The sequence below is a fragment of the Pseudomonas sp. EpS/L25 genome (assembly GCF_001512295.1).
Classification (GTDB): domain Bacteria; phylum Pseudomonadota; class Gammaproteobacteria; order Pseudomonadales; family Pseudomonadaceae; genus Chryseomonas.
In genome coordinates this window covers 256,136-282,622 of record NZ_LNUP01000014.1, presented here as the reverse complement: position 1 = coordinate 282,622, position 26,487 = coordinate 256,136, and the positions used below count along the sequence as shown (strand labels likewise).

Annotated in this window: 21 protein-coding genes and 1 pseudogene; 12 read left to right on the top strand and 10 right to left on the bottom strand. The window is 65.5% G+C overall.

Features of this window, described 5'->3' with window-relative positions; all coding sequences use genetic code 11:
• Positions 1 to 62 precede the first annotated feature (62 nt).
• From secA to AR540_RS16190, 4 genes are all read left to right on the top strand, one after another.
• Entirely contained in the window at positions 63 to 2,804 is a 2,742-nt protein-coding gene (secA, locus tag AR540_RS16205) for a preprotein translocase subunit SecA (RefSeq protein ID WP_059230240.1), read from the top strand.
• A 217-nt stretch (positions 2,805 to 3,021) separates the two neighbouring features.
• Entirely contained in the window at positions 3,022 to 4,239 is a 1,218-nt protein-coding gene (argJ, locus tag AR540_RS16200; protein ID WP_059230239.1) for a bifunctional glutamate N-acetyltransferase/amino-acid acetyltransferase ArgJ, read from the top strand.
• A 75-nt stretch (positions 4,240 to 4,314) separates the two neighbouring features.
• Positions 4,315 to 4,953 (top strand): glutathione S-transferase family protein, encoded by a 639-nt coding sequence (locus AR540_RS16195; protein ID WP_059230238.1) that lies wholly within the window; start codon positions 4,315 to 4,317, stop codon positions 4,951 to 4,953.
• Positions 4,950 to 5,897, top strand: coding sequence for a Nudix family hydrolase (locus AR540_RS16190; RefSeq protein ID WP_059230237.1), 948 nt, complete (start codon positions 4,950 to 4,952; stop codon positions 5,895 to 5,897). Before AR540_RS16195 ends, AR540_RS16190 begins: the two co-directional genes overlap by 4 nt.
• 173 nt (positions 5,898 to 6,070) lie before the next feature.
• On the opposite strand, the gene AR540_RS16185 is transcribed toward AR540_RS16190, so the two are convergent.
• Genes AR540_RS16185 through AR540_RS16175 form a run of 3 tightly spaced genes read right to left on the bottom strand, consistent with a single transcriptional unit; the run spans position 6,071 to position 8,608 of the window.
• Positions 6,071 to 7,120, bottom strand: coding sequence for an alkene reductase (locus AR540_RS16185; RefSeq protein WP_059230236.1), 1,050 nt, complete (start codon positions 7,118 to 7,120; stop codon positions 6,071 to 6,073).
• A gap of 15 nt (positions 7,121 to 7,135) precedes the next feature.
• The gene (locus AR540_RS16180; protein ID WP_059230235.1) at positions 7,136 to 8,299 is read right to left on the bottom strand and encodes an MFS transporter; all 1,164 of its coding nucleotides are present in this window, start codon (positions 8,297 to 8,299) and stop codon (positions 7,136 to 7,138) included.
• A gap of 18 nt (positions 8,300 to 8,317) precedes the next feature.
• Positions 8,318 to 8,608 (bottom strand): ArsR/SmtB family transcription factor, encoded by a 291-nt coding sequence (locus AR540_RS16175; protein WP_059230234.1) that lies wholly within the window; start codon positions 8,606 to 8,608, stop codon positions 8,318 to 8,320.
• 194 nt (positions 8,609 to 8,802) lie between these two features.
• On the opposite strand from AR540_RS16175, the pseudogene AR540_RS16170 reads away from it, so the two are divergent.
• The 4 genes and pseudogenes from AR540_RS16170 to AR540_RS16155 all read left to right on the top strand — a co-directional run bounded on the left by AR540_RS16170 (position 8,803) and on the right by AR540_RS16155 (position 14,639).
• A pseudogene (locus tag AR540_RS16170) lies at positions 8,803 to 9,518 on the top strand (OmpA family protein).
• A gap of 249 nt (positions 9,519 to 9,767) precedes the next feature.
• Positions 9,768 to 11,906 (top strand): putative bifunctional diguanylate cyclase/phosphodiesterase, encoded by a 2,139-nt coding sequence (locus AR540_RS16165; RefSeq protein WP_177339245.1) that lies wholly within the window; start codon positions 9,768 to 9,770, stop codon positions 11,904 to 11,906.
• Between the two features lie 178 nt (positions 11,907 to 12,084).
• On the top strand, positions 12,085 to 13,239 hold the full coding sequence (locus tag AR540_RS16160; protein ID WP_059230231.1) for a phospholipase D-like domain-containing protein: 1,155 nt from the start codon (positions 12,085 to 12,087) through the stop codon (positions 13,237 to 13,239).
• A gap of 95 nt (positions 13,240 to 13,334) precedes the next feature.
• The gene (locus tag AR540_RS16155) at positions 13,335 to 14,639 is read left to right on the top strand and encodes an acyltransferase family protein (protein ID WP_082707028.1); all 1,305 of its coding nucleotides are present in this window, start codon (positions 13,335 to 13,337) and stop codon (positions 14,637 to 14,639) included.
• Here AR540_RS16155 and AR540_RS16150 read toward each other — a convergent pair.
• The 6 genes from AR540_RS16150 to yaaA all read right to left on the bottom strand — a co-directional run bounded on the left by AR540_RS16150 (position 14,614) and on the right by yaaA (position 21,468).
• A complete protein-coding gene (locus AR540_RS16150; protein ID WP_059230229.1) occupies positions 14,614 to 14,982 on the bottom strand; it encodes a putative quinol monooxygenase in 369 nt (122 codons plus the stop codon). The two genes, AR540_RS16155 and AR540_RS16150, sit on opposite strands and share 26 nt — an antisense overlap.
• A 128-nt stretch (positions 14,983 to 15,110) precedes the next feature.
• Complete coding sequence (locus tag AR540_RS16145; protein WP_059230228.1) at positions 15,111 to 16,631, bottom strand: fumarate hydratase; 1,521 nt, start codon at positions 16,629 to 16,631, stop codon at positions 15,111 to 15,113.
• A gap of 222 nt (positions 16,632 to 16,853) precedes the next feature.
• The gene (locus AR540_RS16140; protein ID WP_059230227.1) at positions 16,854 to 17,828 is read right to left on the bottom strand and encodes a 2-hydroxyacid dehydrogenase; all 975 of its coding nucleotides are present in this window, start codon (positions 17,826 to 17,828) and stop codon (positions 16,854 to 16,856) included.
• 24 nt (positions 17,829 to 17,852) lie between these two features.
• Entirely contained in the window at positions 17,853 to 18,716 is an 864-nt protein-coding gene (locus AR540_RS16135; protein ID WP_059230226.1) for a TIGR01459 family HAD-type hydrolase, read from the bottom strand.
• A gap of 116 nt (positions 18,717 to 18,832) precedes the next feature.
• Complete coding sequence (locus tag AR540_RS16130) at positions 18,833 to 20,293, bottom strand: mannose-1-phosphate guanylyltransferase/mannose-6-phosphate isomerase (RefSeq protein ID WP_059230225.1); 1,461 nt, start codon at positions 20,291 to 20,293, stop codon at positions 18,833 to 18,835.
• Between the two features lie 395 nt (positions 20,294 to 20,688).
• Positions 20,689 to 21,468 (bottom strand): peroxide stress protein YaaA, encoded by a 780-nt coding sequence (yaaA, locus tag AR540_RS16125; protein WP_059230224.1) that lies wholly within the window; start codon positions 21,466 to 21,468, stop codon positions 20,689 to 20,691.
• Between the two features lie 353 nt (positions 21,469 to 21,821).
• Here yaaA and AR540_RS16120 point away from each other — a divergent pair, with 353 nt between their 5' ends.
• From AR540_RS16120 to moaE, 4 genes are all read left to right on the top strand, one after another.
• Positions 21,822 to 23,213 (top strand): PhoH family protein, encoded by a 1,392-nt coding sequence (locus AR540_RS16120; RefSeq protein ID WP_059230223.1) that lies wholly within the window; start codon positions 21,822 to 21,824, stop codon positions 23,211 to 23,213.
• Between the two features lie 140 nt (positions 23,214 to 23,353).
• Positions 23,354 to 23,833, top strand: a complete 480-nt coding sequence (gene moaC / locus AR540_RS16115; RefSeq protein ID WP_059230222.1) for a cyclic pyranopterin monophosphate synthase MoaC — start codon at positions 23,354 to 23,356, stop codon at positions 23,831 to 23,833.
• Positions 23,830 to 24,081, top strand: coding sequence for a MoaD/ThiS family protein (locus AR540_RS16110; protein ID WP_059230221.1), 252 nt, complete (start codon positions 23,830 to 23,832; stop codon positions 24,079 to 24,081). The genes moaC and AR540_RS16110 overlap by 4 nt, the downstream gene beginning before the upstream one ends.
• 2 nt (positions 24,082 to 24,083) lie before the next feature.
• On the top strand, positions 24,084 to 24,539 hold the full coding sequence (gene moaE, locus AR540_RS16105; RefSeq protein ID WP_059230220.1) for a molybdopterin synthase catalytic subunit MoaE: 456 nt from the start codon (positions 24,084 to 24,086) through the stop codon (positions 24,537 to 24,539).
• A 376-nt stretch (positions 24,540 to 24,915) separates the two neighbouring features.
• Here the strand turns inward: moaE and rhlB are convergent, their stop codons facing one another.
• A complete protein-coding gene (gene rhlB, locus AR540_RS16100; RefSeq protein WP_059230219.1) occupies positions 24,916 to 26,394 on the bottom strand; it encodes an ATP-dependent RNA helicase RhlB in 1,479 nt (492 codons plus the stop codon).
• Between the last annotated feature and the right edge of the window lie 93 nt (positions 26,395 to 26,487).

Below are 26,487 nucleotides of genomic sequence, written 5' to 3'. Positions count from 1 at the left end.
GTCTGGCCAGGCCTTGCCGCCCGTTTCGCTCCCCCCATTCCAGCGGAAGAATTCCAGTCGATATGTTTGCGCCTTTGTTGAAGAAATTCTTTGGAAGCAAGAACGAACGAGATGTCAAACGCCTCGGCAAGGTGGTCCAGGCCACCAATGCGTTGGAGTCTCAGATTGCCTCCCTGAGCGACGAGCAACTGCGCGCCAAGACCGAGGAATTCAAGCAGCGCGTGGCCAAGGGCGAGTCCCTCGACACCCTGATGCCCGAAGCCTTCGCCGTGGTCCGCGAGGCCGGCAAGCGGGTCATGGGCATGCGTCACTTCGACGTCCAGCTGATCGGCGGCGCCGCGCTGCACGAAGGCAAGATCGCCGAGATGCGTACCGGTGAGGGCAAGACCCTGGTGGGTACCTTGCCGGTCTACCTCAATGCGCTGTCCGGCAAGGGCGTGCACGTGGTCACGGTGAACGACTACCTGGCCCGCCGCGACGCCAACTGGATGCGGCCCCTCTACGAATTCCTCGGCCTGTCGGTGGGCATCATCCTGCCGTTCCAGCCGCCGGAAGAGAAGCGCGCCGCCTACGCCGCCGACATCACCTACGGCACCAACAACGAATTCGGCTTCGACTACCTGCGCGACAACATGGCCTTCAGCCTGGCCGAGAAATTCCAGCGCGAGCTGAATTTCGCCGTGGTCGACGAAGTGGACTCCATCCTCATCGACGAAGCCCGGACCCCGCTGATCATCTCCGGCCAGGCCGAGGACAGCTCCGAGCTCTACCAGAAGATCAATTTGCTGATCCCGCGCCTCCAGCAGCACATCGAGGAAGAGGAAGGCAATCCGACCCAGGTCGGTCACTACACCATCGATGAGAAGACCCGCCAGGTGGAAATCACCGAGCTGGGTCACCAGTACATCGAGGAGATGCTCACCGAGGTTGGGCTGCTGGCCGAGGGCGAGAGCCTCTACTCGGCGCATAACCTGGGTCTGCTGACCCATGTGTTCGCCGGCCTGCGCGCCCATACCCTGTTCCATCGCAACGTCGAGTACATCGTCCAGCAGGACCAGGTGCTGCTGATCGACGAGCACACCGGCCGCACCATGCCGGGTCGCCGCCTCTCCGAAGGCCTGCACCAGGCCATCGAGGCCAAGGAAGGACTGCCGATCCAGCCCGAGAGCCAGACCCTGGCCTCGACCACCTTCCAGAACTACTTCCGCCTCTACAACAAGCTCGGTGGCATGACCGGCACCGCCGACACCGAGGCCTTCGAATTCCGCCAGATCTACAACCTCGACGTGCTGGTCATCCCGACCCACCGCGAGATCGCCCGTAAGGACTTCAACGACCTGGTCTACCTGACCCAGGCCGAGAAGTACCAGGCCATCATCGAGGACGTGAAGCAGTGCCAGGCCGAAGGCCGTCCGGTGCTGGTGGGTACCGCTTCCATCGAGAGCTCCGAATACGTCGACCAGTTGCTGACCCAGGCCGGCATCGAGCACAAGGTGCTCAACGCCAAGTACCACGAACGGGAAGCCGAGATCATCGCCCAGGCCGGTCGTCCGGGTGCCGTGACCATCGCCACCAACATGGCCGGTCGCGGTACTGACATCCTGCTCGGCGGCAACTGGGAAGTGGAAGTCGCCGCCCTGGAGAATCCCACCGAGGAGCAGATCGCCGCGATCAAGGCTGCCTGGCAGGCGCGCCACAAGCAGGTCATCGACGCCGGTGGCCTGCACGTGATCGCTTCCGAGCGCCACGAATCCCGCCGGATCGACAACCAGCTGCGCGGCCGTGCCGGTCGCCAGGGCGACCCGGGCTCCAGCCGCTTCTATCTGTCGCTGGAAGACAGCCTGATGCGCATCTTCGCCTCCGACCGGGTGAAGAACTTCATGAAGGCGCTGGGCATGCAGGGCGGCGAGGCCATCGAGCACCGCATGGTCACCAACGCCATCGAGAAGGCGCAGCGCAAGGTCGAAGGCCGCAACTTCGACATCCGCAAGCAGCTGCTGGAATACGATGACGTGGCCAACGAGCAGCGCAAGGTGATCTATCACATGCGCGACACCCTGCTGGCCAGCGAAGACGTCGGCGATACCATCAAGGGCTTCCGCGAGGAGACCCTGACCCAGGTGATCAACGAGCACATCCCGCCGCAATCGCTGCCCGAGCAGTGGGATGTCCCCGGCCTGGAAGCCGAGATCTACAGCGTCTTCGGTCTGCAACTGCCCATCGGCCAGTGGCTGGACGAGGACGAAAAGCTCTATGAGGACACCCTGCGGGTGAAGATCCTCGAGCAGCTCGAAGCCGCCTACATGGAAAAGGAAGACATGGCCGGCCTCGAGGCGCTGCGCAACTTCGAGAAGCAGATGCTGCTGCGGGTGATCGACGATCTCTGGAAGGATCACCTCACCACCATGGATCATCTGCGTCACGGTATCCACCTGCGCGGCTACGCCCAGAAGAACCCCAAGCAGGAATACAAGCGCGAGTCCTTCAACCTGTTCCAGGAGCTGCTGGACAGCATCAAGCGCGACACCATTCGCGTGCTGTCCCATGTCCAGGTGCGCCGTGAAGACCCGGCGGAGGAAGAGGAGCGCATGCGCCGCGAGGCCGAGGCCATGGCCCAGCGGATGCAGTTCCAGCACGCCGAGGCGCCTTCGCTGGTCGACCCCGAGGTGCTCGAGGACGAGCAGGGCGAAGACACCGTGGTGCCGCTGCAGCCCCAGCGCAACGACCAGAAGATCGGTCGCAACGAACCGTGCCCCTGTGGCTCCGGCAAGAAGTACAAGCAGTGTCACGGTAAGCTCGACTGATCATCCTGGACTGCCGGCCGTCGTCGTAGGCGATGGCGGCGGTCCGCAGCAGGCGGCAGCCCGTCGGCAGTGTCGACGCCAGACGGTAAACTCCGCCCGCTAGGCTGACCGCTTCAGGTTTTTTGGCGTCCTCATGAGAGACGCCTGAATCTTGGTCATCACGCCGCGACCGGCCGTCCGTTCGCGGCGTTTCCTTTTCTCTCACTGGAGTTTTCCCATGGCTGTCGGTCTCGGTCCGCTCTCCACGTTGCACCCGGTTCCCGGTTTCGAACTCGGTATCGCCTCCGCCGGCATCAAGCGCCCCGGGCGCAAGGACGTGGTGGTGATGCGCTGCGCCGAGGGCTCCAGCGTGGCCGGGGTCTTTACCCTCAACGCCTTCTGCGCCGCGCCGGTGATCATCGCCCGCCAGCGCTTCGCCGGTCCGGTGCGCTACCTGCTGACCAACACCGGCAATGCCAACGCCGGTACCGGCCAGCCCGGCCTGGCCGCCGCCGAACGTACCACCAAGACCCTGGCCACCCTGGCCAGCGTGGGCGAAGAGGCGGTGCTGCCGTTTTCCACCGGGGTGATCGGCGAGCCGTTGCCGGTGGAGAAGATCGAGGCTGCGCTGCCGGCTGCCCTGGCCGATCTGGCCGAGGACAACTGGGCCGCTGCCGCCACCGGCATCATGACCACCGACACCCTGCCCAAGGGCGCCAGTCGCCAGTTCCAGGTGGATGGCGTGACCGTCACCGTGACCGGTATCAGCAAGGGCGCCGGCATGATCAAGCCGAACATGGCCACCATGCTCGGTTACGTCGCCACCGACGCCAAGGTCGCGCGTGCGCTGCTGCAGGATCTGCTGAGCGATGCCGCCAACCGCTCCTTCAACCGCATCACCATCGACGGCGATACCTCCACCAACGATTGCTGCATGCTGATCGCTACCGGGCGCGCCGCCATGGCGGAAATCACCCAGGCCAGCGGCGAAGCCTTCGAGCAACTGCGCGAGGCGGTCTTCGCGGTGTTCGCCGAGCTGGCCCAGGCCATCGTCCGCGACGGCGAAGGTGCCACCAAGTTCGTCACCGTGCAGGTCAATGGCGGCGCCAGTGCCCAGGAGTGCCTGGACGTCGGCTATGCGGTGGCCCATTCGCCGCTGATCAAGACCGCGCTGTTCGCTTCCGATCCCAACTGGGGCCGCATTCTCGCCGCCGTCGGCCGGGCTGGAGTGCCCAATCTGGACGTCAGCCTGATCGATGTCTTCCTCGGCGGCGTGCAGATCTGTCAGCAGGGCGGTCGTGCGGCGACCTATACCGAAGACCAGGGCGCGCGGGTCATGGCCCAGGCGGAGATCGAGATCCGCATCGAGCTGGGTCGCGGTAGCCACCAGGAGACCATCTGGACCACCGATCTGTCCCACGACTATGTGAAGATCAACGCCGAGTACCGTACCTGATCGGCGCTGTGGCGTGCGGCCCGGCCACACGCCTCCTGCGGTCCCGATGACCGCACCGTTTCGAGGAATTCCCCCATGTCCCAGCTGCAACTCGTGATCGGCAACAAGAACTTCTCCTCCTGGTCGCTGCGGGCCTGGCTGGCCATGGAGCTCAGCGGCGCCCCCTATGAAGAGGTGTCGATCCCGCTCTATGCCCCCAACAGCCGGGCCTTGCTCAAGGCGCAGTCGCCCACTGGCAAGGTGCCGGTGCTCAAGCTGGCGGAGGGCACCATCTGGGATTCCCTGGCCATCGTCGAGTATCTGGCCGAAGCCTATCCCGACGCCGGCCTCTGGCCCGCCGGCACCCTGGCCCGCGCCCATGCCCGGGCGCTGTGCGCCGAGATGCACAGTGGCTTCCTCGCCCTGCGGCGTGAATTGCCGATGGACCTGCGCCGCCGCCAGCGGCTGAAGTCGACCACCGCCGAAGCCGTGGAAGACATCCAGCGCATCCAGCGCCTGTGGCGCGAGTGCCGCGAGCGCTATGGGGAGCAAGGGCCCTATCTGTTCGGCACCCCGACCATCGCCGATGCCTTCTATGCGCCGGTGGCCAGCCGCTTCCGCAGCTATGGGGTGGAGCTGTCAGCCGAAGCCGCCGCCTATGTCGAGACCATCCACGCCTGGCCGGCCTTCCAGCGCTGGCTGGCGGAGGCGGAAACGGAGGAGCAGAGCGCATGACTCGTCTGCATGTGGTCGCCGCGGTGATCCGCGATCCCCAGGGCCGGATCCTTATTGCCCAGCGCCCGGCGCACAAGCACCAGGGCGGACTCTGGGAGTTTCCAGGGGGCAAGGTAGAGGCGGGCGAGGTCCCGGCGACCGCCCTGGCCCGCGAGTTGGTCGAAGAACTTGGCATCCAGGTGACCGCCGCTCGCCCGCTGTTGCAGGTGCGCCACGACTATCCCGACCAGGCGGTATTGCTCGACGTCTGGCAGGTGGATGCCTTCACCGGCGAGGCCCACGGCGCCGAAGGCCAGCCGCTGGCCTGGGTCGCGCCACGCGACCTCGCCGGCTACGACTTCCCGGCGGCCAATCGGCCCATCGTCCAGGCCGCGCGCCTGCCGGAGCGCTATCTCATCACGCCGGGGGAGCTGAACACCGCTGAGTTGCTCAATGGCCTGCACCGGGCACTCGACCAGGGCATCCGCCTGGTCCAGTTGCGCACGCCGGACAACTTCGATCCCCAGTATCGAGACCTGGCGGGGGACGTGCAGGGCCTCTGTACCGGGCGTGCCCAGCTGATGCTCAAGGGCCCGCTGGAATGGCTGGGCGATTTCCCTGCGGCTGGTTGGCACCTGACCGCCGAGCAACTGCGCCGCTATGCGCCCAATGGCCGGCCCTTCCCGGAGCAGCGCCTGCTGGCGGCCTCCTGCCACGATGCCGAGGAACTGGCCCTGGCCCAGCGGATGGGCGTGGACTTCGTCACTCTGTCACCGGTGATGCCCACCACCAGCCATCCCGGTGCGCCGACCCTGGGTTGGGTCAGGGCCCAGCAGTTGCTGGCCGACTGCAACCTGCCGACTTACCTGCTGGGTGGTCTGGGCGAGGACGATCTCACCAGCGCCTGGCAGGCCGGCGCCCAGGGCGTGGCGGCGATCCGGGCGTTCTGGCCTGGGGCTGTCTAAACCGCTGCCATGGTGGTCCGCCGAGGCGTGCGGGAGGGAGCGTCGCCAGTCGCGGCCATGGGCCGCTCCTACGGGGTCAGGCATTACTGTAGGAGCGGCCCATGGCCGCGATAAAGCCGATTGCTCATGAAGAGGCCCGCCAATTGGCGGGCCTTTCCTATCGGAGCGGCAATTTACAGCCGCGGATAGTCGATGTAGCCCACGGGACCCTTGCTATAGAAGGTGTCCGGGCGCGGCTCGTTCAGCGGCGCATCCTCGGCCAGGCGCTGGGGCAGGTCCGGGTTGGCGATGAAGGGCACGCCGAAGGCCACGGCGTCGGCCTTGCCTTCACCCAGCCAGGCGTTGGCTTGGGCCTTGTCGAACTTCTCGTTGGCGATATAGACGCCGCCGAACGCCGCCTTGAGCTGCGGTCCGAGGCTGTCGCTGCCGGCCGCTTCACGGATGCAGATGAAGGCGACGTGGCGCTGGCCCAGTTCGCGAGCGACATGGCCGAAGGTGGCGGCGGGATCGCTGTCGCCCATGGTGTGCATGTCGCCGCGGGTGGACAGGTGCACGCCGACGCGATCGGCGCCCCAGACGTCGATGCAGGCATCGGTCACCTCCAGCAGCAGGCGGGCACGGTTCTCGATGGAGCCGCCGTAGGCATCGGTGCGCTGGTTGGTGTCGCTCTGCAGGAACTGGTCGAGCAGATAGCCGTTGGCGCCATGCACCTCGACGCCATCGAAACCCGCGCGCTTGGCGTTCTCCGCACCACGGCGATAGGCGGCAACGATGCCAGGGATCTCGGCGGTTTCCAGCGCGCGCGGGGTGACGTAGTCACGCTTGGGTCGCAGCAGGCTGACATGGCCCTGGGCGGCGATGGCGCTCGGTGCGACTGGCAGTTCACCGTCCAGGTAGCTGGGATCGGAGATGCGGCCCACGTGCCAGAGTTGCAGCACGATGCGGCCACCGGCCTTGTGCACGGCGCCGGTCACGCGTTGCCAGCCGGCGACCTGTTCCTCGGACCAGATGCCGGGGGTGTCGGGATAGCCGACGCCCATGGGGTCCACCGAGGTGGCCTCGGTGATGATCAGGCCGGCGGAGGCGCGTTGCACGTAGTACTCGACCATGAGATCGCCCGGGACCCGGCCCGGTTCGGCACGGCAGCGGGTGAGGGGCGCCATGATGACGCGGTTGGGCAGTTCCAGGGCGCCGATCTTGATCGGGTCGAACAGCTGAGTCATGGCTAGCTCTCTTGGTTAGCTGGCGGTGGCCAGGCCGCTCTTGCGGGCCTGGTTGGCGGTCAGCAGGGTGGCGATGAGGGCCAGCAGGGCGAGCCCGCTGGCGGCGAGGGGTACCGCGGTGAGACCCAGGCCGTGGTCGATGACCAGGCCGCCGACCCAGGCGCCGAGGGCGTTGCCCACGTTGAAGGCGCCGATGTTGAGGGTCGAAACCAGGTTCGGCGCGTCCTTGCCGAAGGTGACCACGTTGATCTGCAGGGCCGGTACGGCGGCGAAGGCGGCCGCGGCCCAGAGGAAGAGGGTGATCTCGGCCGGCAGGAAGGCCTGGCCGGTCCAGCGTAGGGCGGCGGAGGTCAGCGCCAGGGCGACGAAGATGCCTACCAGACTGGTAGCCAGGCGCCAATCGGCCAGCCGCCCGCCGATGAAGTTGCCCAGGGTCAGGCCCAGGCCGATCAGCAGCAGGGTGCCGGTCACGCCACGGGGCGAGACGCCGGTGACTTCCTGCAGCAGCGGTGCCACGTAGGTGAAGAGGGCGAACATGGAGGCGGCGAAGAACACCGTCATCGACAGCGCCAGCCAGAAGCCCAGGCCACGCAGGGCGAGCAGTTCGCGGCGCAGGTCGGCACGGGTCTGGTTACGGTCGGCGGGCAGCACGCGCCAGAGGCCGATCAGCGCTATTACACCGATGGCCACCACGGCCCAGAAGGTCGAGCGCCAGCCGGCGGCCTGACCCAGGGCGGTACCCAGGGGCACACCCAGCACATTGGCCAGGGTCAGGCCGGTGAACATCAGGGCGACCGCCGAAGCGCGACGATTTTCCGGAACCAGGCTTGCCGCCACCACGGCACCGATGCCGAAGAAGGCACCGTGGCAGAGGGCGGTGACCACCCGCGCCAGCATCAACATGTTGTAGCCGGTTGCCACCGTGCAGAGCAGGTTGCCGACGATGAAGATGCCCATCAGCGCGAGCAGGGCGCGCTTGCGCGGCCAATGCGCCGTGGCCAGCGCCATGAAGGGCGCGCCGACGGCCACGCCCAGGGCATAGCCGGTGACCAGCCAGCCGGCGCTGGGGATGGAGACACCCAGGTCGGCGGCGACGTTGGGCAACAGGCCCATGATGACGAATTCGGTGGTGCCGATGGCGAAAGCGCTCAGCGCCAGCACGATGAGAGAAGCGGGCATGACGGTTCCTTGCACAGACTAGAGATCGCGAGCGAGGTGTTGCAGGAAGGCCTGGATGGCCGCCTCGTCGCGTTGGTAGAACACCCATTGACCGACCCGCCGCGTGCTGACCAGTCCGGCCCGCGCCAGTACCGCCAGGTGCGCCGACACCGTGGATTGCGAAAGCCCCACCCGCGCCTCGATCTGGCCAGCGCACACGCCTACGCCCAAGTCGTGCTCCTGGTGCGGGAAATACCGCGCGGGCTCGCGCAGCCAGCTGAGGATCTGTCGACGCAGGGGATTGGCCAGGGCCTTGAGGATGTCGTCCATCACGGAGGTATCGTCATATCGGGTTGCCACGAACCTTAGATCGCAAAAAATCGATATGCAAGCTATCTATCTTCGTTTCTGACTATCACCGGCTTAGAGTGGCGCTATCGCCAGAGGTGTCAGGGGTTGCCGCTTCGTTCAGTCGCGATTCAGATCAGACGGCTAGAATTCAAGGTGCGGCTCAGTCCGCCGCGATCGTCCAAGGAGTAAACACATGGCGCTGCCCACCCGTATCCTTCTCGCCAGCCTGGCCTTGGCTACCCTGGCCGGATGCGCATCCCCCAACCCCTACGAAAACCAGGGCCAGGCCAGCGGTGGCACCTCCAAGACCGCCAAGTACGGTGGCCTGGGTGCCCTGGCCGGTGCGGTCGCCGGTGCTGCCATCGATCACAACCATCGTGGCAAGGGGGCGCTGATCGGTGCCGCCGCCGTGGGTGCCGCGGCAGCGGGCTATGGCTACTACGCCGATCGCCAGGAAGCCGAGTTGCGCAAGCAGATGGAGAACACCGGCGTCGAGGTTCAGCGCCAGGGTGACGACATCAAGCTGATCATGCCCGGCAACATCACCTTCGCCACCGATTCGTCGGACATCGCCGGCAGCTTCTACAAGCCGCTCAACGATCTGGCCAATTCCTTCAAGCAATTCGACCAGAACAGCATCGAGATCGTCGGCTACACCGACAGCACCGGCAGTCGCGCGCACAACATGGACCTGTCGCAACGCCGTGCCCAGGCCGTGGCCAACTACCTGACCGCCCAGGGCGTACCGGCAGCGCGCCTGAGTACCCGCGGCGCAGGCCCGGACAATCCCATCGCCAGCAACGCCACCGCCGATGGCCGGGCACAGAATCGCCGCGTCGAGGTCAACCTGCGCGCCCTGCCGGGCGCCACTGGACCCCCCGCCCAGTAACGACCGTCCGTCGTCCCTGACCAGCAGTTTCCGCCCCTTCGCCAGTCGGGGTGGAAACTGCTTTTTCATTTTGCGTTCTGATCCACGTCGCGAAGGGTCCCTTCTGCCGATCGGCAGAGGGCAGACGTCAGTCTGGCTGCTACCCTAGTAAGGTTGAACAGACGCTTCGTATAACGGTCACGACGGGAAGGGATAGTCAGCCGCCTTGGCTGCTGCATGGCGGCCCAGGGCCGCGGGGAGAAGAGGTTGATGGAGTGCCCGTTGCCGCAGACAGAGCAAGGCCCGGTATTGCTGGTGGTGGACGACCGCATGGAGAACCTGCTTGCCATGCAGGCCGTGCTGGAGGTTGGAAACTGGCGGGTGATCACCGCGGCCTCGGGTGAACGCGCCCTGCAGTACCTGCTGGATGAAACCGTGGACCTGGTGCTGCTCGACGTCCAGATGCCGATCATGGACGGCTTCGAGGTGGCGCGCATCATGCGCAGCAACCTGCGCACCCGCTTCACCCCGATCATCTTCGTCTCCGCCGAAGCCCATTCCTACGAATCCGTGCTGCGCGGCTATGCGACCGGCGCGGTGGACTATCTGCTCAAGCCGGTCGATCCCAACATCCTCAGGCACAAGGTGCGCTCGCTGCTCGATCACGAGCGCAATCGCCGCGAACTGCTGCAGGCCACCCAGCAGCTGGAGTTGGCCAAGTCCTTCAGCGATTCCCTGCTGGACAACGCCGCCGAGGGCATCCTCACCGTCAACGAGCAAGGCCGGGTGACCTTCGCCAATGCCGCCATCGCGCGGATGCTCAGGTGCAGCGTCAGCGACCTGGTACATGCCAACTTCCTCGATTTCCTCGAAGGCGGCAGCGGCCTGGACGACTGGCAGACTTCGCCCTTCATGGAGCATTACGACCGCCGCGAGACCTATCGCCTGCACGATGCCCGGCTGCGCACCAGCCGCGGCGACAGCCTGCCGGTGGCGCTCTCCTGCGCGCCATTGCCACGCATGCAGCGCGCCATGGTGATCATCGCGCTGGACATGTCCCGCATGCGCGAGCTGCAGGAGCAACTGGAATCCCAGGCCGTCACCGATGCCTTGACCGGGCTGCTCAACCGGCGTGGCTTCAACCAGACGCTGGAAGCGGCGCTGGCGCGGACCGGGCGCAACGGCAAGCGCATGGCGGTGCTCTACATCGACCTCGACGGCTTCAAGCGCATCAACGATTCCCTCGGCCACGAGGCGGGGGATCGGGTGCTGTGCATCGTTGCCGAGCAGCTCAAGAGCTGCATGAGACCCTACGACATCCTGGCGCGCATGGGCGGCGACGAATTCACCGCGCTGCTCGATTCCCTGGAGCATCCCGAGGATGCCGCCCGGGTCGCCGAGAAGTTGCTGGAGCTGCTGGCCACGGTGCATCGCATCGACGGCATGGAGGTCAGCCTGGGCGCCAGCATCGGCATCGCCAGCTATCCCGACTGCGGCCACACCGTCGACGGCCTGCTGAGATCCGCCGACATCGCCATGTACGAGGCCAAGCGCGGCGGGCGCCAGCAATACCGTTTCTTTTCGCCGGAGATGAACGGCCGTGCCCGCTCGCGGCTGATGCTCGAAGAGAGCGTGCGCAACGCCATCGACAACAAGGACTTCGTGCTCGCCTACCAGCCGCAGGTCTATCTGCGCGACGGTCGCCTGCGTGGCTTCGAGGCGCTGCTGCGTTGGGAGCACACCGTGGCCGGCAAGGTCTCCCCTAGCGTCTTCATCCCGCTGCTGGAGGAGACCCGCCTGATCAACCGCATCGGCGACTGGATCTTCCGCGAGGGCGCCACCAAGTTGCAGTCCCTGCAGGAGATCTATGGCGAGGAACTGTTGCTGAGCATCAACCTGAGCCCGGTGCAATTCGGCATGCCGCAATTGGCGGAAAGCCTGCGCCAGATCATCGAGACCCATCACCTGCGACCCGAGCAGATGGAGATCGAGGTGACCGAATCCGCGTTGATGCACGACATCGACTACACCCGGGCGCAGCTGTCGCAACTGCGTGCACTGGGCGTACGCATCGCCGTGGACGACTTCGGCACCGGTTACTCCTCTCTTGCGTACCTGCGCCACTTCGAACTGGATACGCTGAAGATCGACCAGCTGTTCATCGCCAACATGCTGGATTCCTCCCGCGATGCGGCCATCGTCAGCACCATCCTCGAACTGGGCCGCAACCTCGATCTCGAGGTGATCGCGGAGGGCGTGGAGACCCTGGAACAACGGGATTGGCTGATCGATCACGGCTGCGAGATCATGCAGGGCTTCCTGGTCTCCCGGCCGCTCAGCGCCGAGGTGACCGGCCGCTTCCCGCAGCAGGTCGACTGGACCGCTCGCCGCCCCGAACCCACGCTCTAAAGTCCAGCCACGCTGCACGCCGTGCTGTCCGTCCGTCAGTCGTAGGACGCGGGCAGGCGGGGCGCACCCGGGCTAGACCTTTCACGCGCGGATGCTGGCCCGTCAGGCGCCGAATGCCAGTGAACGAACCGGCGGCAGCGCCTTCTTATGCTCGGGCCATCGGCACGGAGTAGGAAGCATGCGGGGCGCCGTCTTTCCATGGCGGGAAAACAACCAATTCGAATTGCTGGTGGACGGTGGGCGGTTCTTTCCGGCCATGCTCGCGGCCATCGCCGGCGCCCAGCGCCAGATCGACATCGAACTCTATCTGGTGGAGGCCGGCAGCTGCGCCGAGCGACTGCTCGTGGCCCTGACCGAGGCCGCAGGGCGAGGCGTCCGGGTGCGTTGCCTGTTCGATGGCTTCGGTACCCTGAAGATGGATGCCAGGTTGCGCCGTGAACTGGAAGCGGCGGGTGCCGAGATCCGGCTGTTCAATCCGGTGCGTTTCCTTCACGGCCTGCACAACCTGCACCGGGATCACCGCAAGATCTTCATCGTCGACGGCCACGAGGCGTTCGTCGGCGGCAGCGGAGCGACCGACGACTTCTGGGACCCGGAACAGAGCGACTGCAATTGGCACGAGGTCATGGTACGTATCCAGGGACCGCTGGTGGACGACTGGCTGGCCCTGTTCGAGCGCCAGTGGGAGGCGGTCCGCCGCCGCCGCGCCTGGAAGCCGCGTGCCCGTCGGGGGCGGGAGCGACCACCCCCGCCGCCCGTTGCCCAGGAAGGGCAAGGCCGGGTCGCCTATGCCGACGCGCGCCAGCACCGCGACATCCTGCAGGCGCTGATCCGCGCCCTGGTGGGCGGTCGCGAGCGGATCTGGTTCGCCACCCCCTATTTCCTGCCGACCTGGCGCGTGCGTTGGGCGTTGCGTCGCGCGGCCCGCCGCGGTGTCGACGTGCGCCTGCTGCTCACCGGACGCCACACCGACAATCCGCCGGTGCGCTTCGCCGGGCAACGCTATTACCGCAGCCTGCTGCGCGCCGGCGTGCGCATCTACGAGTACCAGCCGCGTTTCATCCACGCCAAGATGGTGCTGGTGGATCACTGGGTGAGTGTCGGTTCCTGCAATTTCGATCACTGGAACCTGAGATTCAACCTGGAAGCCAATGTCGAAGCCGTAGACCGGGGGCTCAGCCAGGCCGTCGCGGCCAGCTTCGTCAAGGATTTCGCCCAGAGCCGGGAGATCACCCTCGACTTCTGGCGCAGTCGGCCCTGGTGGTTGCGCGCCCGCGAGTGGCTGTGGGGTTCGTTGGATCGGTTGGTGATCGGTGTACTGGGGCGCGGTTAGCAGCCTCGAGGGACCAGGTGCGGGTAACATAACCGGTCCGGCGCCGTTGGCCGGATCCATCGTCCAGCGGACGAGGCCAGACGAGTAACGCCTTAGTGCAGACTTTAGATAAACACCGCTTCATCGGTCTGGAGTGGCTCAGGTTCCTGATGGGTTTCTATGTGGTGGTCTACCACACCATCCATTTCTATCCCGAGCGCAAGACCATCCCCCTGCTGGATGAAATCACCAGCATGGGCTTCTTCGCCACCAGCACCTTCTTCGTGCTCTCCGGCTTCCTGCTCGCCCACGTCTACTGTGGCCGCGGCAGTCTGCGCGAACCCGCACGCAGCTTCTGGACCAAGCGTTTCGCCAACCTCTATCCGATCCATATCTTCGCCCTGCTGCTGGCGATGGCCGTGGTGACCTGGATCGGCAGCCTGGGCATCCCGCCGGGTGCGGCGACGGCGAGCATCCGCTTCGTGGTATTCGATACCAACGAGCCCCTGGCGCGCACCAATCCCGAGCTGTTCCAGCACTTCATGAGCGATGGCGAGCTGGCCTTCAATGCGGTGCTGCAACTGTTCATGCTGCAGGCCTGGAATCCCTACTACCTGACGTTCAACGCGCCGCTCTGGTCGATCTCGGCGCTGTTCTTCTTCTACCTGACCTTTCCCAAGCTGGCGCCGCGACTGATGACCAGCGAGCGGCCCTGGCAGCTGTTGCTGCTGGTCTGGGCGCTCTACCTGATCCCGCCGGTGCTGGTGATCATCCACCAGAACTACGGCATGCCCTTCACCGGCCTGCTGCAGCGGGTACCCCTGCTGCGTCTGCCTGAATTCCTCGCCGGCATTCTGCTCTACGCCATCTTCCGGCGGCAGCACGAGCGCGGCTGGGCACCCTCCGAGCGGCAGCGCATGCTGCTGGCGAGCTATCTGATCCTCAGCTTCGCCCTGGGCACGGCACTCTTCACCCATGGGCCCAAATTCTGGTACTTCCTCTTCCACAATGGACTGTTCCTGCCGTCGCAGCTGATCCTGGTGTACCTCGCCGCCCTGGCGCGGGAGCCGGCGAGCGAACGCCTTCGCCACTGGTCCCCACGGCTGGGAGGGGCTTCGCTGTCGATGTTCGCCCTGCACGTACCCCTGTCGGGCATCTACATGACGCTGGAGCAACTGATCGGCGGCGATCTCAAGGCCTGCCTGGCCGGTCAGCGTGAAACCTGCATCGCCGCGGCTGGGGCCTATACCAACTCCATCGAGTGGTACTGGCTGTTCCTGCTGCTGGTGGTGGTGCTCTGCGTACTGTTCCAGGAGCGGCTGGTGGTGCCCACGCGCAAGCGTATCCTCGCCGTGTTGCTGCCGCGACTGGCGCCGCAGCAGAAACCACCCCAGCCTAGCGGCGGAAGCCTTCGGCCATGACGAAGAAGCGGGCGTCGAGCGCTGCCAGCGGCTCCCGCAGCAACGCCAGCTGATCGGCCGCGCCGAACACCTCGAAGCGTTCCAGGGTGGCGATGGCCTGGGCTTGCTTCAAGAGATCGCCGACGTTGTCCAAGTGGTCGAGCAGTGCCTGGGCATCACGATAGCCTTCGCGGCAGCGCGCCGTGGCGCCGTCGTAGCAGAAACCGTAGTAGAGACAGCCGGGTTCGTTGCGGGTGCGTTGCAGCATGGCCTCACCCAGGCGCTTGAAGGCCTCGACTTGATCGGGCTGGATGGCGAAGACGGGGGCGAGGCTGCAGACGGAATCACTGGGAAGGGTGGGCATGGGGGCTCCGGGGTCAGGGATGGTCTCTATGCGACCCCTGCCAATCGGCAGTGCTCCCGCCGGCTGACGGATGCGCGCCCGATGAAAAAGCCCAGCACGGGGCTGGGCTTTTCTACCGCGACTGGCGCCTAGATCTCGACGGCCAGGCTGTCGGCAATCTTCTTCTGCCACACCTGAGGTCCGGTGATATGCACCGACTCGCCGCGGGTGTCCACCGCCACGGTCACCGGCATGTCCTTCACCTCGAACTCGTAGATGGCTTCCATCCCCAGTTCCGGGAAGGCCAGGACCTTGGCGCCCTTGATGGCCTGGGCCACCAGGTAGGCGGCGCCGCCGACGGCCATCAGATAGACCGCCTTGTAGTCCTTGATCGCCTCGATGGCGATGGGGCCACGCTCGGACTTGCCGATCATGCCCAGCAGGCCGGTCTGGTCGAGGATCTGGCGGGTGAACTTGTCCATGCGGGTCGCGGTGGTCGGGCCGGCCGGACCAACCACCTCGTCGCCCACCGGATCGACCGGGCCGACGTAATAGATGAAGCGACCCTTGAGGTCCACCGGCAGCGGCTCGCCCTTGTTGAGCATGTCGACCATGCGCTTGTGGGCGGCGTCGCGACCGGTGAGCATCTTGCCGTTGAGCAGCACGGTCTCGCCCGGCTGCCAGCTCTGCACCTCTTCCGGGGTCAGGGTGTCGAGGTCGACGCGACGGGCGCTCGGGCCGGCTTCCCAGACGATTTCCGGATAGGCATCCAGCGGCGGGGCCTCCAGCGCGGCGGGGCCTGAGCCGTCCAGCACGAAGTGGGCGTGGCGGGTGGCGGCGCAGTTGGGGATCATGCACACCGGCAGGGAGGCGGCATGGGTCGGGTAGTCCTTGATCTTGACGTCCAGTACCGTGGTCAGGCCGCCCAGGCCCTGGGCACCGATGCCCAGCTGGTTGACCTTGTCGAAGATCTCCAGGCGCAGCTCTTCCAGACGATTCTGCGGACCGCGGGCCTTCAGCTCATGGATGTCGATCTCGTCCATCAGCGCTTCCTTGGCCAGCACCGCGGCCTTCTCGGCGGTACCGCCGATGCCGATGCCCAGCATGCCCGGCGGGCACCAGCCGGCGCCCATGGTCGGCACGGTCTTGAGCACCCAGTCGACGATGGAGTCGGACGGGTTGAGCATGGCCATCTTCGACTTGTTCTCGGAACCGCCGCCCTTGGCCGCGACGTCGATCTCCACGGTATTGCCGGGGACGATCTGATAGTGGATCACCGCCGGGGTGTTGTCCTTGGTGTTCTTGCGAGCACCGGCCGGGTCGGCCAGGATCGAGGCGCGCAGGACGTTTTCCGGCAGGTTGTAGGCGCGGCGCACGCCTTCGTTGATCATCTCGTCCAGGCTCAGGGTGGCGCCGTCCCAGCGCACGTCCATGCCGACCCTGGCGAACACGGTGACGATGCCGGTGTCCTGGCAGATCGGCCGGTGGCCGGTGGCGCACATCCGCGAGTTGATCAGGATCTGGGCGATGGAGTCGCGCGCGGCGGCGGACTCCTCGCGCAGATAGGCCTCGTGCATGGCCTGGATGAAATCGACGGGGTGGTAATAGGAGATGAACTGCAGGGCGTCGGCGACGCTCTGGATCAGATCATCCTGCTTGATCACGGTCATGTACGCGCTCCTCTTGGCGGTTTCTTGCGTCTCGACCACGGGCGGTGGGGAGACGGGCGCGCAATTCGGGTCGCACGGACCGGGTCGCGAAGGAGCCCGATCGGAGGGGTGGCCTGACACACTGAGAGAGGCCCACCGGCCAAGGCGGCCGACCCGAGAGCGGCGCGGCAGTATAGCCCGTTCAGGCGCTCGGCGGCAGCGGCTCCGGTCGGCGCTGGGCGATCAGCGGCGTTCCAGGGCTGCGGGATTGACCAGGTCGGTCGGCCGCTCGCCGGAAAGGGCGGCGATCAGGTTGTTCACCGCCCGCTCGGCCATGGCATAGCGGGTCTCGTGGGTGGCCGAGCCGATGTGCGGCAGGGTGACCACGTTGGGCAGCTCGAACAGCGGCGAGGCCTCCAGCGGCTCGCGGGTATAGACGTCCAGGCCCGCGCCGCGGATCTGGCTGTTGCGCAGCGCCTCGATCAGCGCCGGCTCGTCGATGACCGGGCCGCGCGCCAGGTTGATCAGGATGGCGCTGGACTTCATCAGCTCCAGTTCGCGTGCCCCGATGAGGCCTTCGGTAGCGGCCGACAGGGGCACCACCAGGCAGACGAAGTCGGCTTCCCGAAGCAGGTCATCCAGCTCACGACGTTGAGCGCCCATCTGCACTTCCAGCTCGGGCTTGGCGCTGTTGGCGGTATAGAGGATCGGCATGTCGAAACCGAAGTGGCCGCGCTTGGCGATGGCCGCGCCGATGCGACCGGCGCCGACGATGCCCAGCGTGCGGCCATGGATGTCGGTGCCGAAGTGCTCTTCGCCGATGCCCTTGCGCCAGAGACCCGCCTTGACGAAGGCGTCCAGCTCCGGCACTCGCCGGGCGGCGCTCATCAGCAGGGTGAAGCCGAGATCGGCAGTGGTGTCGGTAAGGACGTCCGGGGTGTTGGTGAGCAGGATGCCGCGCTCGGTCAGGTAATCCACGTCATAGCTGTCGAAACCCACCGAGACGCTGGCGACGGCTTCCAGGGTGGTGGCCATCGCCAGTTCCTTCTCGCCTAACTTGCGACTGGCGCCGATCAGGCCCTGGGCCTTGGCGGCGGTGGCAGCGAAGAGGTCGAGATTGGCGCTGACGGGAAGCACCTCGACGGTGAAGTGTTCGCGCAGGCGTTCCACCAGCGTTTCGGGTAGGCGGTTGAAGACCAGTACGTGCTTCTTGCTCATCGATACCTCGGCGTGCGAAAAAATTTAGGCCAGGCCGGCCGCCGCGAAGCGCGGACGCTCGGGATGCTGGCTCAGCAGGGCTTCGAGTCCCTCGCGGCAGGGCTCCTGATTGAACGCCAGTCCCAGGGCTTCGCGGTGGATCCCGGTAGCGGCTAGCCAGAGGCAATCGATTTCCGCGGCGGCCGCGCCCGGAACGTCGGTCACCAGGGAATCGCCGACGAACAGCAGGCGGCTGGCGCCTCGCTCGCGCAGCTCCTGCGCCGCACAACGATAGGCATAGGGATCAGGCTTGCCGTACCAGGTCACCGCGCCGCCCAGTTCGACGAAGCGATCGGCCAGCTTGCCGGCCGCGTAGAAGGGTAGACCCCCGGAGACCACGTTGCGATCCGGGTTGGCGCAGAGAAAAGGCTTGTCCAGCGCTCCAGCCAGGGGCGCGAAGCGGGCTTCCAGCTCGTCTTCCGGAAAGCTGCCGACGCCCAGGATGATGGCGGCCTGGGCGATATCCTCGACGAAACGCGCGCGGATCTCCTCCGGCCAGCCTACCTGGCCGGTTCCGGGGCCGGACAGGTAGATGCCGCCCTCGCGGAACCGGGGGTCTTGCAGGAAGGCGTCTATGGCCAGTTGACCCGAAGTGGTGATGCCGGCGAAGAGTTCGCGCGGTACACCCAGTTTGCCCAGCTCTTCGGCCATGCCCGCGGCATCGCGCGAGGCGTTGCTGAGGAACCAGACCGGTTTGCCTTCCCCCGCGCGACGCTCCAGCCAGGCCCGAGCGCCGGGAAAGGTCTCGTAGCCGTCGATCAGCACGCCCCAGAGGTCGAGGATGAAACCGTCGTAGGTAGCCAGGGCTTCATCCAGTTGATCGAGGCGGAGCAGGGTGGGGGAGGTCATGCAGAAGAATCCGATGGCGAAAGGGGAAACGACAAGCCTAACCGGTTTTACCGAGCGGCTGCCGAAAACGCAGACACCGGCCTGGGCCGGTGTCTGTTTGTAGCTCTCGACGAGACTTAGCGCGTGGAGGCCTTGCCTGCCTTGGCGACTTCCAGGGCCTGGGTGTCGACGCGGCCGTAGATGTCCTCGAAGCGGACGATGTCGTCTTCGCCCAGGTAGCCACCGGACTGCACTTCGATCAGCTCCAGCGGTACCTTGCCGGGATTGGCCAGGCGGTGCACGGAGGTCATCGGCAGGTAGGTGGACTGGTTTTCGGTCAACAGGAAGACCTTGTCGTCACAGGTGACCTCGGCGGTACCCGACACCACGATCCAGTGCTCGGCACGGTGGTGGTGCATCTGCAGCGACAGCTGGGCGCCCGGCTTGACGGTGATGCGCTTGACCTGGAAGCGCTGGCCCATGTCGATGGAGTCGTAGGAGCCCCAGGGACGGAAGACTTCCTGGTGCGCCTTGACCTCGTTGCGATTCTGCTTCTCGAGGGCGTTGACCAGCTTCTTGACGTCCTGGACCTTGTCCTTGTGGGCGATCATGACCGCGTCCTTGGTTTCCACCACGACCACGTCATCCAGGCCGACCAGGGTCACCAGCTTGCCGTTGCCGTGCACCAGGCAGTTGCGGCTGTCGTGCAGGACGACATCGCCCTTGAGCACGTTGCCGTTGCTGTCCTTGGCATGGACGTCCCACAGCGCGGACCAGGAACCGACGTCGCTCCAGCCGGCGCTCATGGGCACCACGCAGGCGCGGGTGGTCTTTTCCATCACGGCGTAGTCGATGGAGTTGTCCGGGCAGACGGCGAAGGTGGCGGAATCGATGCTGATGTTGATGCCGTCGATACTGCTGCGCTCCAGCGCCAGCAGGCAGGTGTCGTAGATGTCGGTGTCGTGCTTCTTCAGCTCTTCCAGGAAACGGCTGGCGCGGAACAGGAAGATACCGCTGTTCCAGCAGTAGTCGCCGGAGGCCACGTATTCGGTGGCGGTGACGGCATCGGGCTTCTCGACGAAGCGTTCGACACGCGCCACGCCCTCGGGCAGGCCGTCGTTGGTGCCGGTCTTGATGTAGCCGTAGCCGGTCTCGGGCGCGGTGGCGGGGATGCCGAACAGCACCATCTCGCCACGCTCGGCCGCGGCGGCGGCCTGTTGCAGGGCGGCCTTGAACTGGGCTTCGTCCTCGATCACATGATCGGCGGGCAGCACCAGCATCAGATCATCCTTGCCGTCGGCGACCAGTTGCATGGCAGCGATGGCCACGGCCGGCGCGGTGTTACGGCCGAAGGGCTCCATGATCAGCGCCTGGGGCTTGCACTCGACGGCCTTGAGCTGCTCTTCCACCAGGTAACGGTGTTCGGCGTTGCAGACGATGATGGGGCAATCGATGCTGCCCTCGCAGCCCAGGCGATTGATGGTCTCCTGGAACATGGTCTGTTCGCTGGTCAGGGCCAGGAACTGCTTGGGGTAGAGCTTGCGCGAGAGGGGCCAGAGTCGCGAGCCGCTACCACCGGACAGGATGACGGGAATCATGGGCGTTACTCCTTCAGCGTCTGCTGATTTGTGGCCGCTGTCCCTAAGGTCGGGACGAAGCGTCCGTGCTTCGAAAGGTCAACCGCCCGGAAGCCGTGGCGGTACAGATGAACAATGCGGACTGATCGCCAGTGGCCATCACGGCCTGTGGCAAGGACCAGACAAAGACAGAATCAAACGAAAGTGGTTCTCAGCGAAGTTTCCTTTTTCCGGAATAACGACGGTTTTGAGAGTTCCGACAAGTTTTCTCGCCCGAAAGACCCCGTCGCTACGCTGCAACCTTTTTATTGGAGGGAGATGACAGTCTTTCACGGAAGCAGACCACCGAATGTGAGCTCTTCGCCAGTTCTGGGGCGCAAGACCGGGTTCGCGCGGTCATCCGTCGATTCTAAGGGCTATTCCGCAGGCTCATCACGCAGAAAAACCAGTTTGTCGGCCGTGGAACGCTCCTCGGAGTAGGCATAGCCCTGCTCGGCGAAGTCACGGAGGTCAGCCACCTGGGTGATACGTCTTTTGATGACGTACCTCGCCATCAGGCCGCGGGCCTTCTTGGCGTAGAAACTGATGATCTTGTAGTCGCCGTTCTTGAGATCGCGGAAGTCCACATCGACCACTCGGGCCTGCAACTGGCGCCGACGCACGGCGCTGAAGTATTCGTTCGACGCCAGGTTGAGCAGGACGTCATCGCCCTGGGCCGCCAGGTCCGCGTTGAGCCACTCGCTGATGCGCTCGCCCCAGAAGGCGTAGAGGTCCTTGCCGCGGGCGTTGGCGAACTTGCTGCCCATCTCCAGGCGGTAGGGCTGCATCAGGTCCAGGGGACGCAGCAGGCCGTAGAGTCCGGAAAGCATGCGCAGGTGGCCTTGGGCGAAGTCGAAATCGTCATCCTCGAAGTCGTCCGCGGCCAGGCCGGTGTAGACGTCACCCTTGAAGGCCAGGATGGCCTGCTTGGCGTTCTCCGGGGTGAATTCGGGTGTCCAGCTGCCGAAGCGGGCGACGTTGAGGGCCGCGATCCTATCGGAAACGCCCATGAGCTTGGCGACATCCCCTGGCGTCAGGGCGCGCAGTTCCTCGATCAGCTCGCCGGCGTGCTCCAGGTGCTGCGGCAGGGTATGGCGGGACGTGTGGGGCGGGGTGTCGTAGTCCAGCGTCTTGGCGGGCGAAATCACCATCAACATCGGCGTGGCTCCTCTTGGCGAGGCGCCATTCTAGAGGCCTGCCAGGCGCTACTCCAGCCTGCCTTGCCGATGGCATCGATAGATATCGACCTCGGGCATGCGGCGACGTTGCCCGCCTGGTCGACTATCCCCACCGGATGGTGAAAAAACGGGTGCGGCCAAAAAAAAGCTTTTGTGCCCAAGGTCTTTTGCGTTATTACCGAAGTGTCCGTCGCATCTCTCGGGTCCCGTGCCCTCATGTTGGCCGGTCCGTGAACCCGTTGCTGGAGCGACGGCACCTTTCGCCGCGGAGCGCCGCCTGGCGCTCCGTCGACTGGCTTGCGAGTCAAGCGTTTCTGACGAGGTGACCGAGTATGGATGATCACGGACGTTCCCGCCCCACCCAGCCCACCCTCTATGTGCTCGACACCAACGTACTGATCCACGACCCGAACGCGCTGCTCAACTTCGAGGAGCACCACGTCGCCATCCCCATGACGGTCCTGGAGGAACTCGACAAGCTCAAGACCGGCAAGCACAACGTCGCCGCCGAGTGCCGACAGGCGATCCGCCTGATCGATAGTATCCTGGCCGAATCCTCGCCCGAGGACGTCGAGCGGGGCGTACCCATTCCCCGCGGCAAGGGCGAGGCCAAGGGCCGCCTGTCCATTCTCATGGGGCGGCGCGCCGGGCCCATGGCCTGCCTGCCCGACGACATCAACGACAACCGCATCATCAACCAACTCGTCGAATTGCGTACCCAGCATCCCCAGGAGCGGGTGGTGCTGGTCACCAAGGACATCAACATGCGCCTCAAGGCGCGTGGCTGCGGTATCGCGGCGGAGGACTACCAGACCGACCAACTGCTCGACGACGTTTCCCTGCTCTCCCAGGGTTACCACAACATTCCTGGGTCCTTCTGGGACAACGTCAGCAAGGTCGAAAGCCGTCAGGAGCTGGGCCGGGTCTGGCATCGCGTCCAGCTCTCCGCCGAGTTGCCGCCCTTCAACGTCAACGACTTCGTGCTCGACGAGCAGGGCTTCGTCGGCTGGGTCAAGGCGGTGCGCGACGGCGAGGTGATCCTGCTCGACATGCACCAGGAGCCGCTGATGCACCAGGAAGCCTGGGGCCTCAAGCCACGCGACATCTACCAGGCGCTGGCGCTGTTCGCCCTGCTGGAGCCGGATATCCACCTGGTCAACCTCACCGGCGCTGCCGGTTCGGGCAAGACCATCCTGGCGCTCGCCGCGGCCATCGAGCAGACCATGGTCACCAAGAGATACCGCCGCATCATCGCCACCCGCAGCGTCCAGGGGCTGGACGAGGACATCGGCTTCCTGCCCGGCACCGAGGCCGAGAAGATGGAGCCTTGGCTGGGCGCCATCACCGACAACCTCGAAGCCCTGCACATGGATGATCACAACCCCCACGGCAGCGTGGACTACATCCTCAGCAAGGTGCCGCTGCAGTTCAAATCCCTGAACTACATCCGCGGCCGCAGCTTCCAGCAGAGCCTCATCCTCATCGACGAGTGCCAGAACCTCACCCCGCACCAGATGAAGACCATCATCACCCGTGCCGGCAGCGGCTCCAAGGTGATCTGCCTGGGCAACCTGGCGCAGATCGACACCCCCTACCTCTCGGCCACCAGCTCGGGCCTCACCTACCTTTCCGAGCGCTTCAAGGGTTTCAACCATGGCGTGCACATCACCCTGCAGGGCGTGCCACGTTCCGTCCTCGCCGAATACGCCGAGGCTCATCTGTAAGCGCCAGGGCTTGTCTGAAAAGCCGCCGAGCGAGCCCAGGCACTTTTCCGACATGGCCCATATCCCCCGCCCGGCCGCGGGCGGGGATCAAATCCCCGGCGGCGGGTCTACAATGGCAGGTCTTTTCCAGGAGTCATGCCGTGCTGACCCATCTCGATTCCCAAGGCCGTGCCAACATGGTCGACGTCACCGACAAGCAGGTGACCTTCCGTGAAGCCACGGCCGAAGCCCGGGTGCGCATGCGTCCGGAAACCCTCGAACTGATCCAGAGCGGCGGCCATCCCAAGGGTGACGTCTTCGCCGTGGCCCGTATCGCCGGCATCCAGGCGGCCAAGAAAACGGCCGATCTCATTCCCCTCTGCCATCCGCTGATGCTCACCAGCGTCAAGGTCGTCCTGACCGCCGAAGCGCCCGATGCCGTGCGGATCGCGGCCACCTGCAAACTCTCCGGCCAGACCGGCGTGGAGATGGAGGCCCTGACCGCGGCCAGCGTCGCGGCGCTCACCCTCTACGACATGTGCAAGGCGGTGGACCGCGGCATGACCATCGAGGCGGTGCGCCTGCTGGAAAAGAGCGGTGGCAAGAGTGGCCACTTCCACGCCGAGGAGCAGCCGGCATGATCCGCGTGCAATTCTTCGCTCGCTATCGGGAAGCCTTGGGCTGCGCCGAGGACAGTCTCGCCTGGGAGCCGGACCTCGCCACCGTGGGCGATCTACGCGAGCACCTGGTGCAGCGCGGTGGCCCCTGGGCCGAGACCTTGGGCGAACAGGGCTTGATGTGTGCCCGCAACGAAGAACTCTGTGGTCTGGCCGAGCCGCTGCGCGACGGCGATGAGGTCGCCTTCTTCCCCACCGTGACCGGAGGTTGACCATGGCCATCCGTGTGCAGGCCGAGGCCTTCGATCCCGGCCAGGAGCTCAATGCCCAGCATGCCGCCAATACCGGAGTCGGTGCCGTAGTGGGTTTCGTTGGCTATGTCCGGGACTTCAACGACGGACGCGACGTCGGCGGACTGTTCCTCGAGCACTTTCCCGGCATGACGGAAAAGGCCCTGGCGCGCATCGCCGAAGAGGCCTGCCAGCGTTGGCCGCTGCTGAACGTGGATATCCTGCATCGCATCGGTCGCCTGGAGCCGGGCGAGCCCATCGTCTTCGTCGGCACCGCCAGCGCCCACCGCCAGGCTGCCTTCGATGCCTGCAATTTCGTGATGGACTACCTCAAGACCCGTGCACCCTTCTGGAAGAAGGAGGACACGTCCGATGGCCCGCGCTGGGTGGAGGGGCGTGCCAGTGACCAGGACGCGGCGGGACGCTGGGCGAAGGGCTGAGGGGTAGCGTGGAAAACCGCGTAGCGTTTTCCACGCGGCTCCTAAGGAGTCCTATCGCAGCCATGGGCCGCTCCTAAGGAAGAGGTACGCCAGTTTGACGTGATCTTTGCCTTGGCTGATGAAACTGAACGCCTGCTCGGATAACCCCCTCTCCCCTCGGGAGAGGGTTGGGGTGAGGGCCTCCTCGCCACCAAGTCTCCAGTGGAAAAGGCTGCGCCGTTTTCCACGCTACGTGAGGCATCCCCACAGCGATAAGACCGTTGCTCCTACGGGTAAATAGAACTCCTGTAGGAGCGACCCGTGGCCGCGATAAGAGTGGTACGCCCTAAGGAAAACCGCTTGTCGGACCGCTATGACAGCCGTTGGAAGGGCCGTTTCAACGCTGCCGAGGTACCGACTTGAGCAGCTCGGCTGGCGGCATCTCGCAGGAGATCTTGCGGCCCAGCAGGGTCTCGATGGGCGGCAGGGCGAAGGCATCGTCCTCGCCGGCGAAGCTGATGGAGGTGCCACTGGCGCCGGCACGACCGGTACGGCCGATGCGGTGCACGTAGTCGTCCGGGTCTTCCGGCAGGGTGAAGTTGATCACATGGCTGATGCCGTCGACGTGGATGCCGCGACCGGCGACGTCGGTGGCCACCAGCACGCGGATCTTGCCGGCGCGGAAACCTTCCAGGGTCTTGATGCGCTTGTGCTGAGGTACGTCGCCCGACATCTGGGCGGCGCTGATACCGTCCTTGGTCAGGCGTTCCTCGATACGGCGCACCTCGTCACGACGGTTGGCGAACACCATCACCCGCTCCCAGTTGTTCTGGGCCACCAGGTTATAGAGCAGCTTGTACTTGTCGCTGGAGGAGACAGCGTAGACGTGCTGCTCGACGGTTTCGCTGGCCACGTTCTCCGGTTCGATCTCGACGATGGCCGGGTTGGTGGTCCACTGCCGTGCCAGGTTCATCACGTCTTCGGTGAAGGTGGCGGAGAACAGCAGCGTCTGCCGCTCGCTCTTGGGCGGGGTCTGGCGAATGATCTGGCGCACCTGGGGGATGAAGCCCATGTCCAGCATGCGGTCGGCCTCGTCCAGCACCATGACCTCGACCATGTCCAGGTGCACCTCGCCGCGCTGGTTGAAGTCCAGCAGGCGGCCTGGAGTGGCCACCAGGATGTCGCAGTAGCGGGCCTCGAGCTGCTTGAGCTGCTTGTCGAAGTCCATGCCGCCGACGAAGCTCATGACGTTCAGCCCGGTGTACTTGGCCAGGTCCAGGGCGTCGTTGGCGATCTGCACCACCAGCTCGCGGGTTGGCGCGATGATCAGTGCCCGCGGTTCGCCCATGTAGCGTTCCTTGGGCGGTGGCGTGGTGAGCAGCTGGGTGATGGTGGAGATCAGGAAGGCCGCGGTCTTGCCGGTGCCGGTCTGGGCGCGGCCGATGGCATCCTGGCCCTTGAGGGTGAAGCCCAGCACCTGCGCCTGGATAGGTGTGCAATAGGGAAAGCCGAGGTCGTGGATGCCGTGCATCAAGCGCGGGTCCAGGTTGAAGTCATGGAAGCGCGTCTTGCCTTCCTGGGGCTCTACCGCGAAATCTTCCAGTTTCCAGGTATCCACCGGCTTGGGTTTGCGCGGGCTGCGTTCACGACGGGGCTTGGCAGGTTTTTCCGCTTGCCGGCGGGCGTCCTGCGCCGGGGCGCTGTCCTGGGGCTTGGGTTTGCGGGGCGCGCGCTCGGCCTGGGGCGCGGGGGCAGCGACGGCAGGCGCCGCAGGCGCTGCGGGGACGACGCTGGGATTCACTTGGGGCGTAGCGGGGGAGGCCGGCTGAGCGCCGTCCTGGTCCTTGCCCAGAAATTTTTTGAGTGCCTTGAGCACGGAAGGTCTCGATCATCGAAAGCGGAATGAGACCGCAGTGTAAAGCAACCTACGTGCCCAGCAACAACTACCTGCCGAATGCCGTGACGGCCG

Bases quoted from the DNA above. Each gene is read 5' to 3' on its own strand.
- AR540_RS16195 (WP_059230238.1), top strand. From the start codon at position 4,315: ATGTCCCAGCTGCAACTCGTGATCGGCAACAAGAACTTCTCCTCCTGG.
- AR540_RS16165 (WP_177339245.1), top strand. From the start codon at position 9,768: ATGGAGTGCCCGTTGCCGCAGACAGAGCAAGGCCCGGTATTGCTGGTG.
- AR540_RS16175 (WP_059230234.1), bottom strand. From the start codon at position 8,608: ATGGACGACATCCTCAAGGCCCTGGCCAATCCCCTGCGTCGACAGATC.
- AR540_RS16120 (WP_059230223.1), top strand. From the start codon at position 21,822: ATGGATGATCACGGACGTTCCCGCCCCACCCAGCCCACCCTCTATGTG.
- AR540_RS16140 (WP_059230227.1), bottom strand. From the start codon at position 17,828: ATGAGCAAGAAGCACGTACTGGTCTTCAACCGCCTACCCGAAACGCTG.
- AR540_RS16160 (WP_059230231.1), top strand. From the start codon at position 12,085: ATGCGGGGCGCCGTCTTTCCATGGCGGGAAAACAACCAATTCGAATTG.
- AR540_RS16135 (WP_059230226.1), bottom strand. From the start codon at position 18,716: ATGACCTCCCCCACCCTGCTCCGCCTCGATCAACTGGATGAAGCCCTG.
- argJ (WP_059230239.1), top strand. From the start codon at position 3,022: ATGGCTGTCGGTCTCGGTCCGCTCTCCACGTTGCACCCGGTTCCCGGT.
- AR540_RS16150 (WP_059230229.1), bottom strand. From the start codon at position 14,982: ATGCCCACCCTTCCCAGTGATTCCGTCTGCAGCCTCGCCCCCGTCTTC.
- AR540_RS16145 (WP_059230228.1), bottom strand. From the start codon at position 16,631: ATGACCGTGATCAAGCAGGATGATCTGATCCAGAGCGTCGCCGACGCC.
- AR540_RS16190 (WP_059230237.1), top strand. From the start codon at position 4,950: ATGACTCGTCTGCATGTGGTCGCCGCGGTGATCCGCGATCCCCAGGGC.
- AR540_RS16130 (WP_059230225.1), bottom strand. From the start codon at position 20,293: ATGATTCCCGTCATCCTGTCCGGTGGTAGCGGCTCGCGACTCTGGCCC.
- moaE (WP_059230220.1), top strand. From the start codon at position 24,084: ATGGCCATCCGTGTGCAGGCCGAGGCCTTCGATCCCGGCCAGGAGCTC.
- AR540_RS16110 (WP_059230221.1), top strand. From the start codon at position 23,830: ATGATCCGCGTGCAATTCTTCGCTCGCTATCGGGAAGCCTTGGGCTGC.
- secA (WP_059230240.1), top strand. From the start codon at position 63: ATGTTTGCGCCTTTGTTGAAGAAATTCTTTGGAAGCAAGAACGAACGA.
- yaaA (WP_059230224.1), bottom strand. From the start codon at position 21,468: ATGTTGATGGTGATTTCGCCCGCCAAGACGCTGGACTACGACACCCCG.
- AR540_RS16185 (WP_059230236.1), bottom strand. From the start codon at position 7,120: ATGACTCAGCTGTTCGACCCGATCAAGATCGGCGCCCTGGAACTGCCC.
- AR540_RS16180 (WP_059230235.1), bottom strand. From the start codon at position 8,299: ATGCCCGCTTCTCTCATCGTGCTGGCGCTGAGCGCTTTCGCCATCGGC.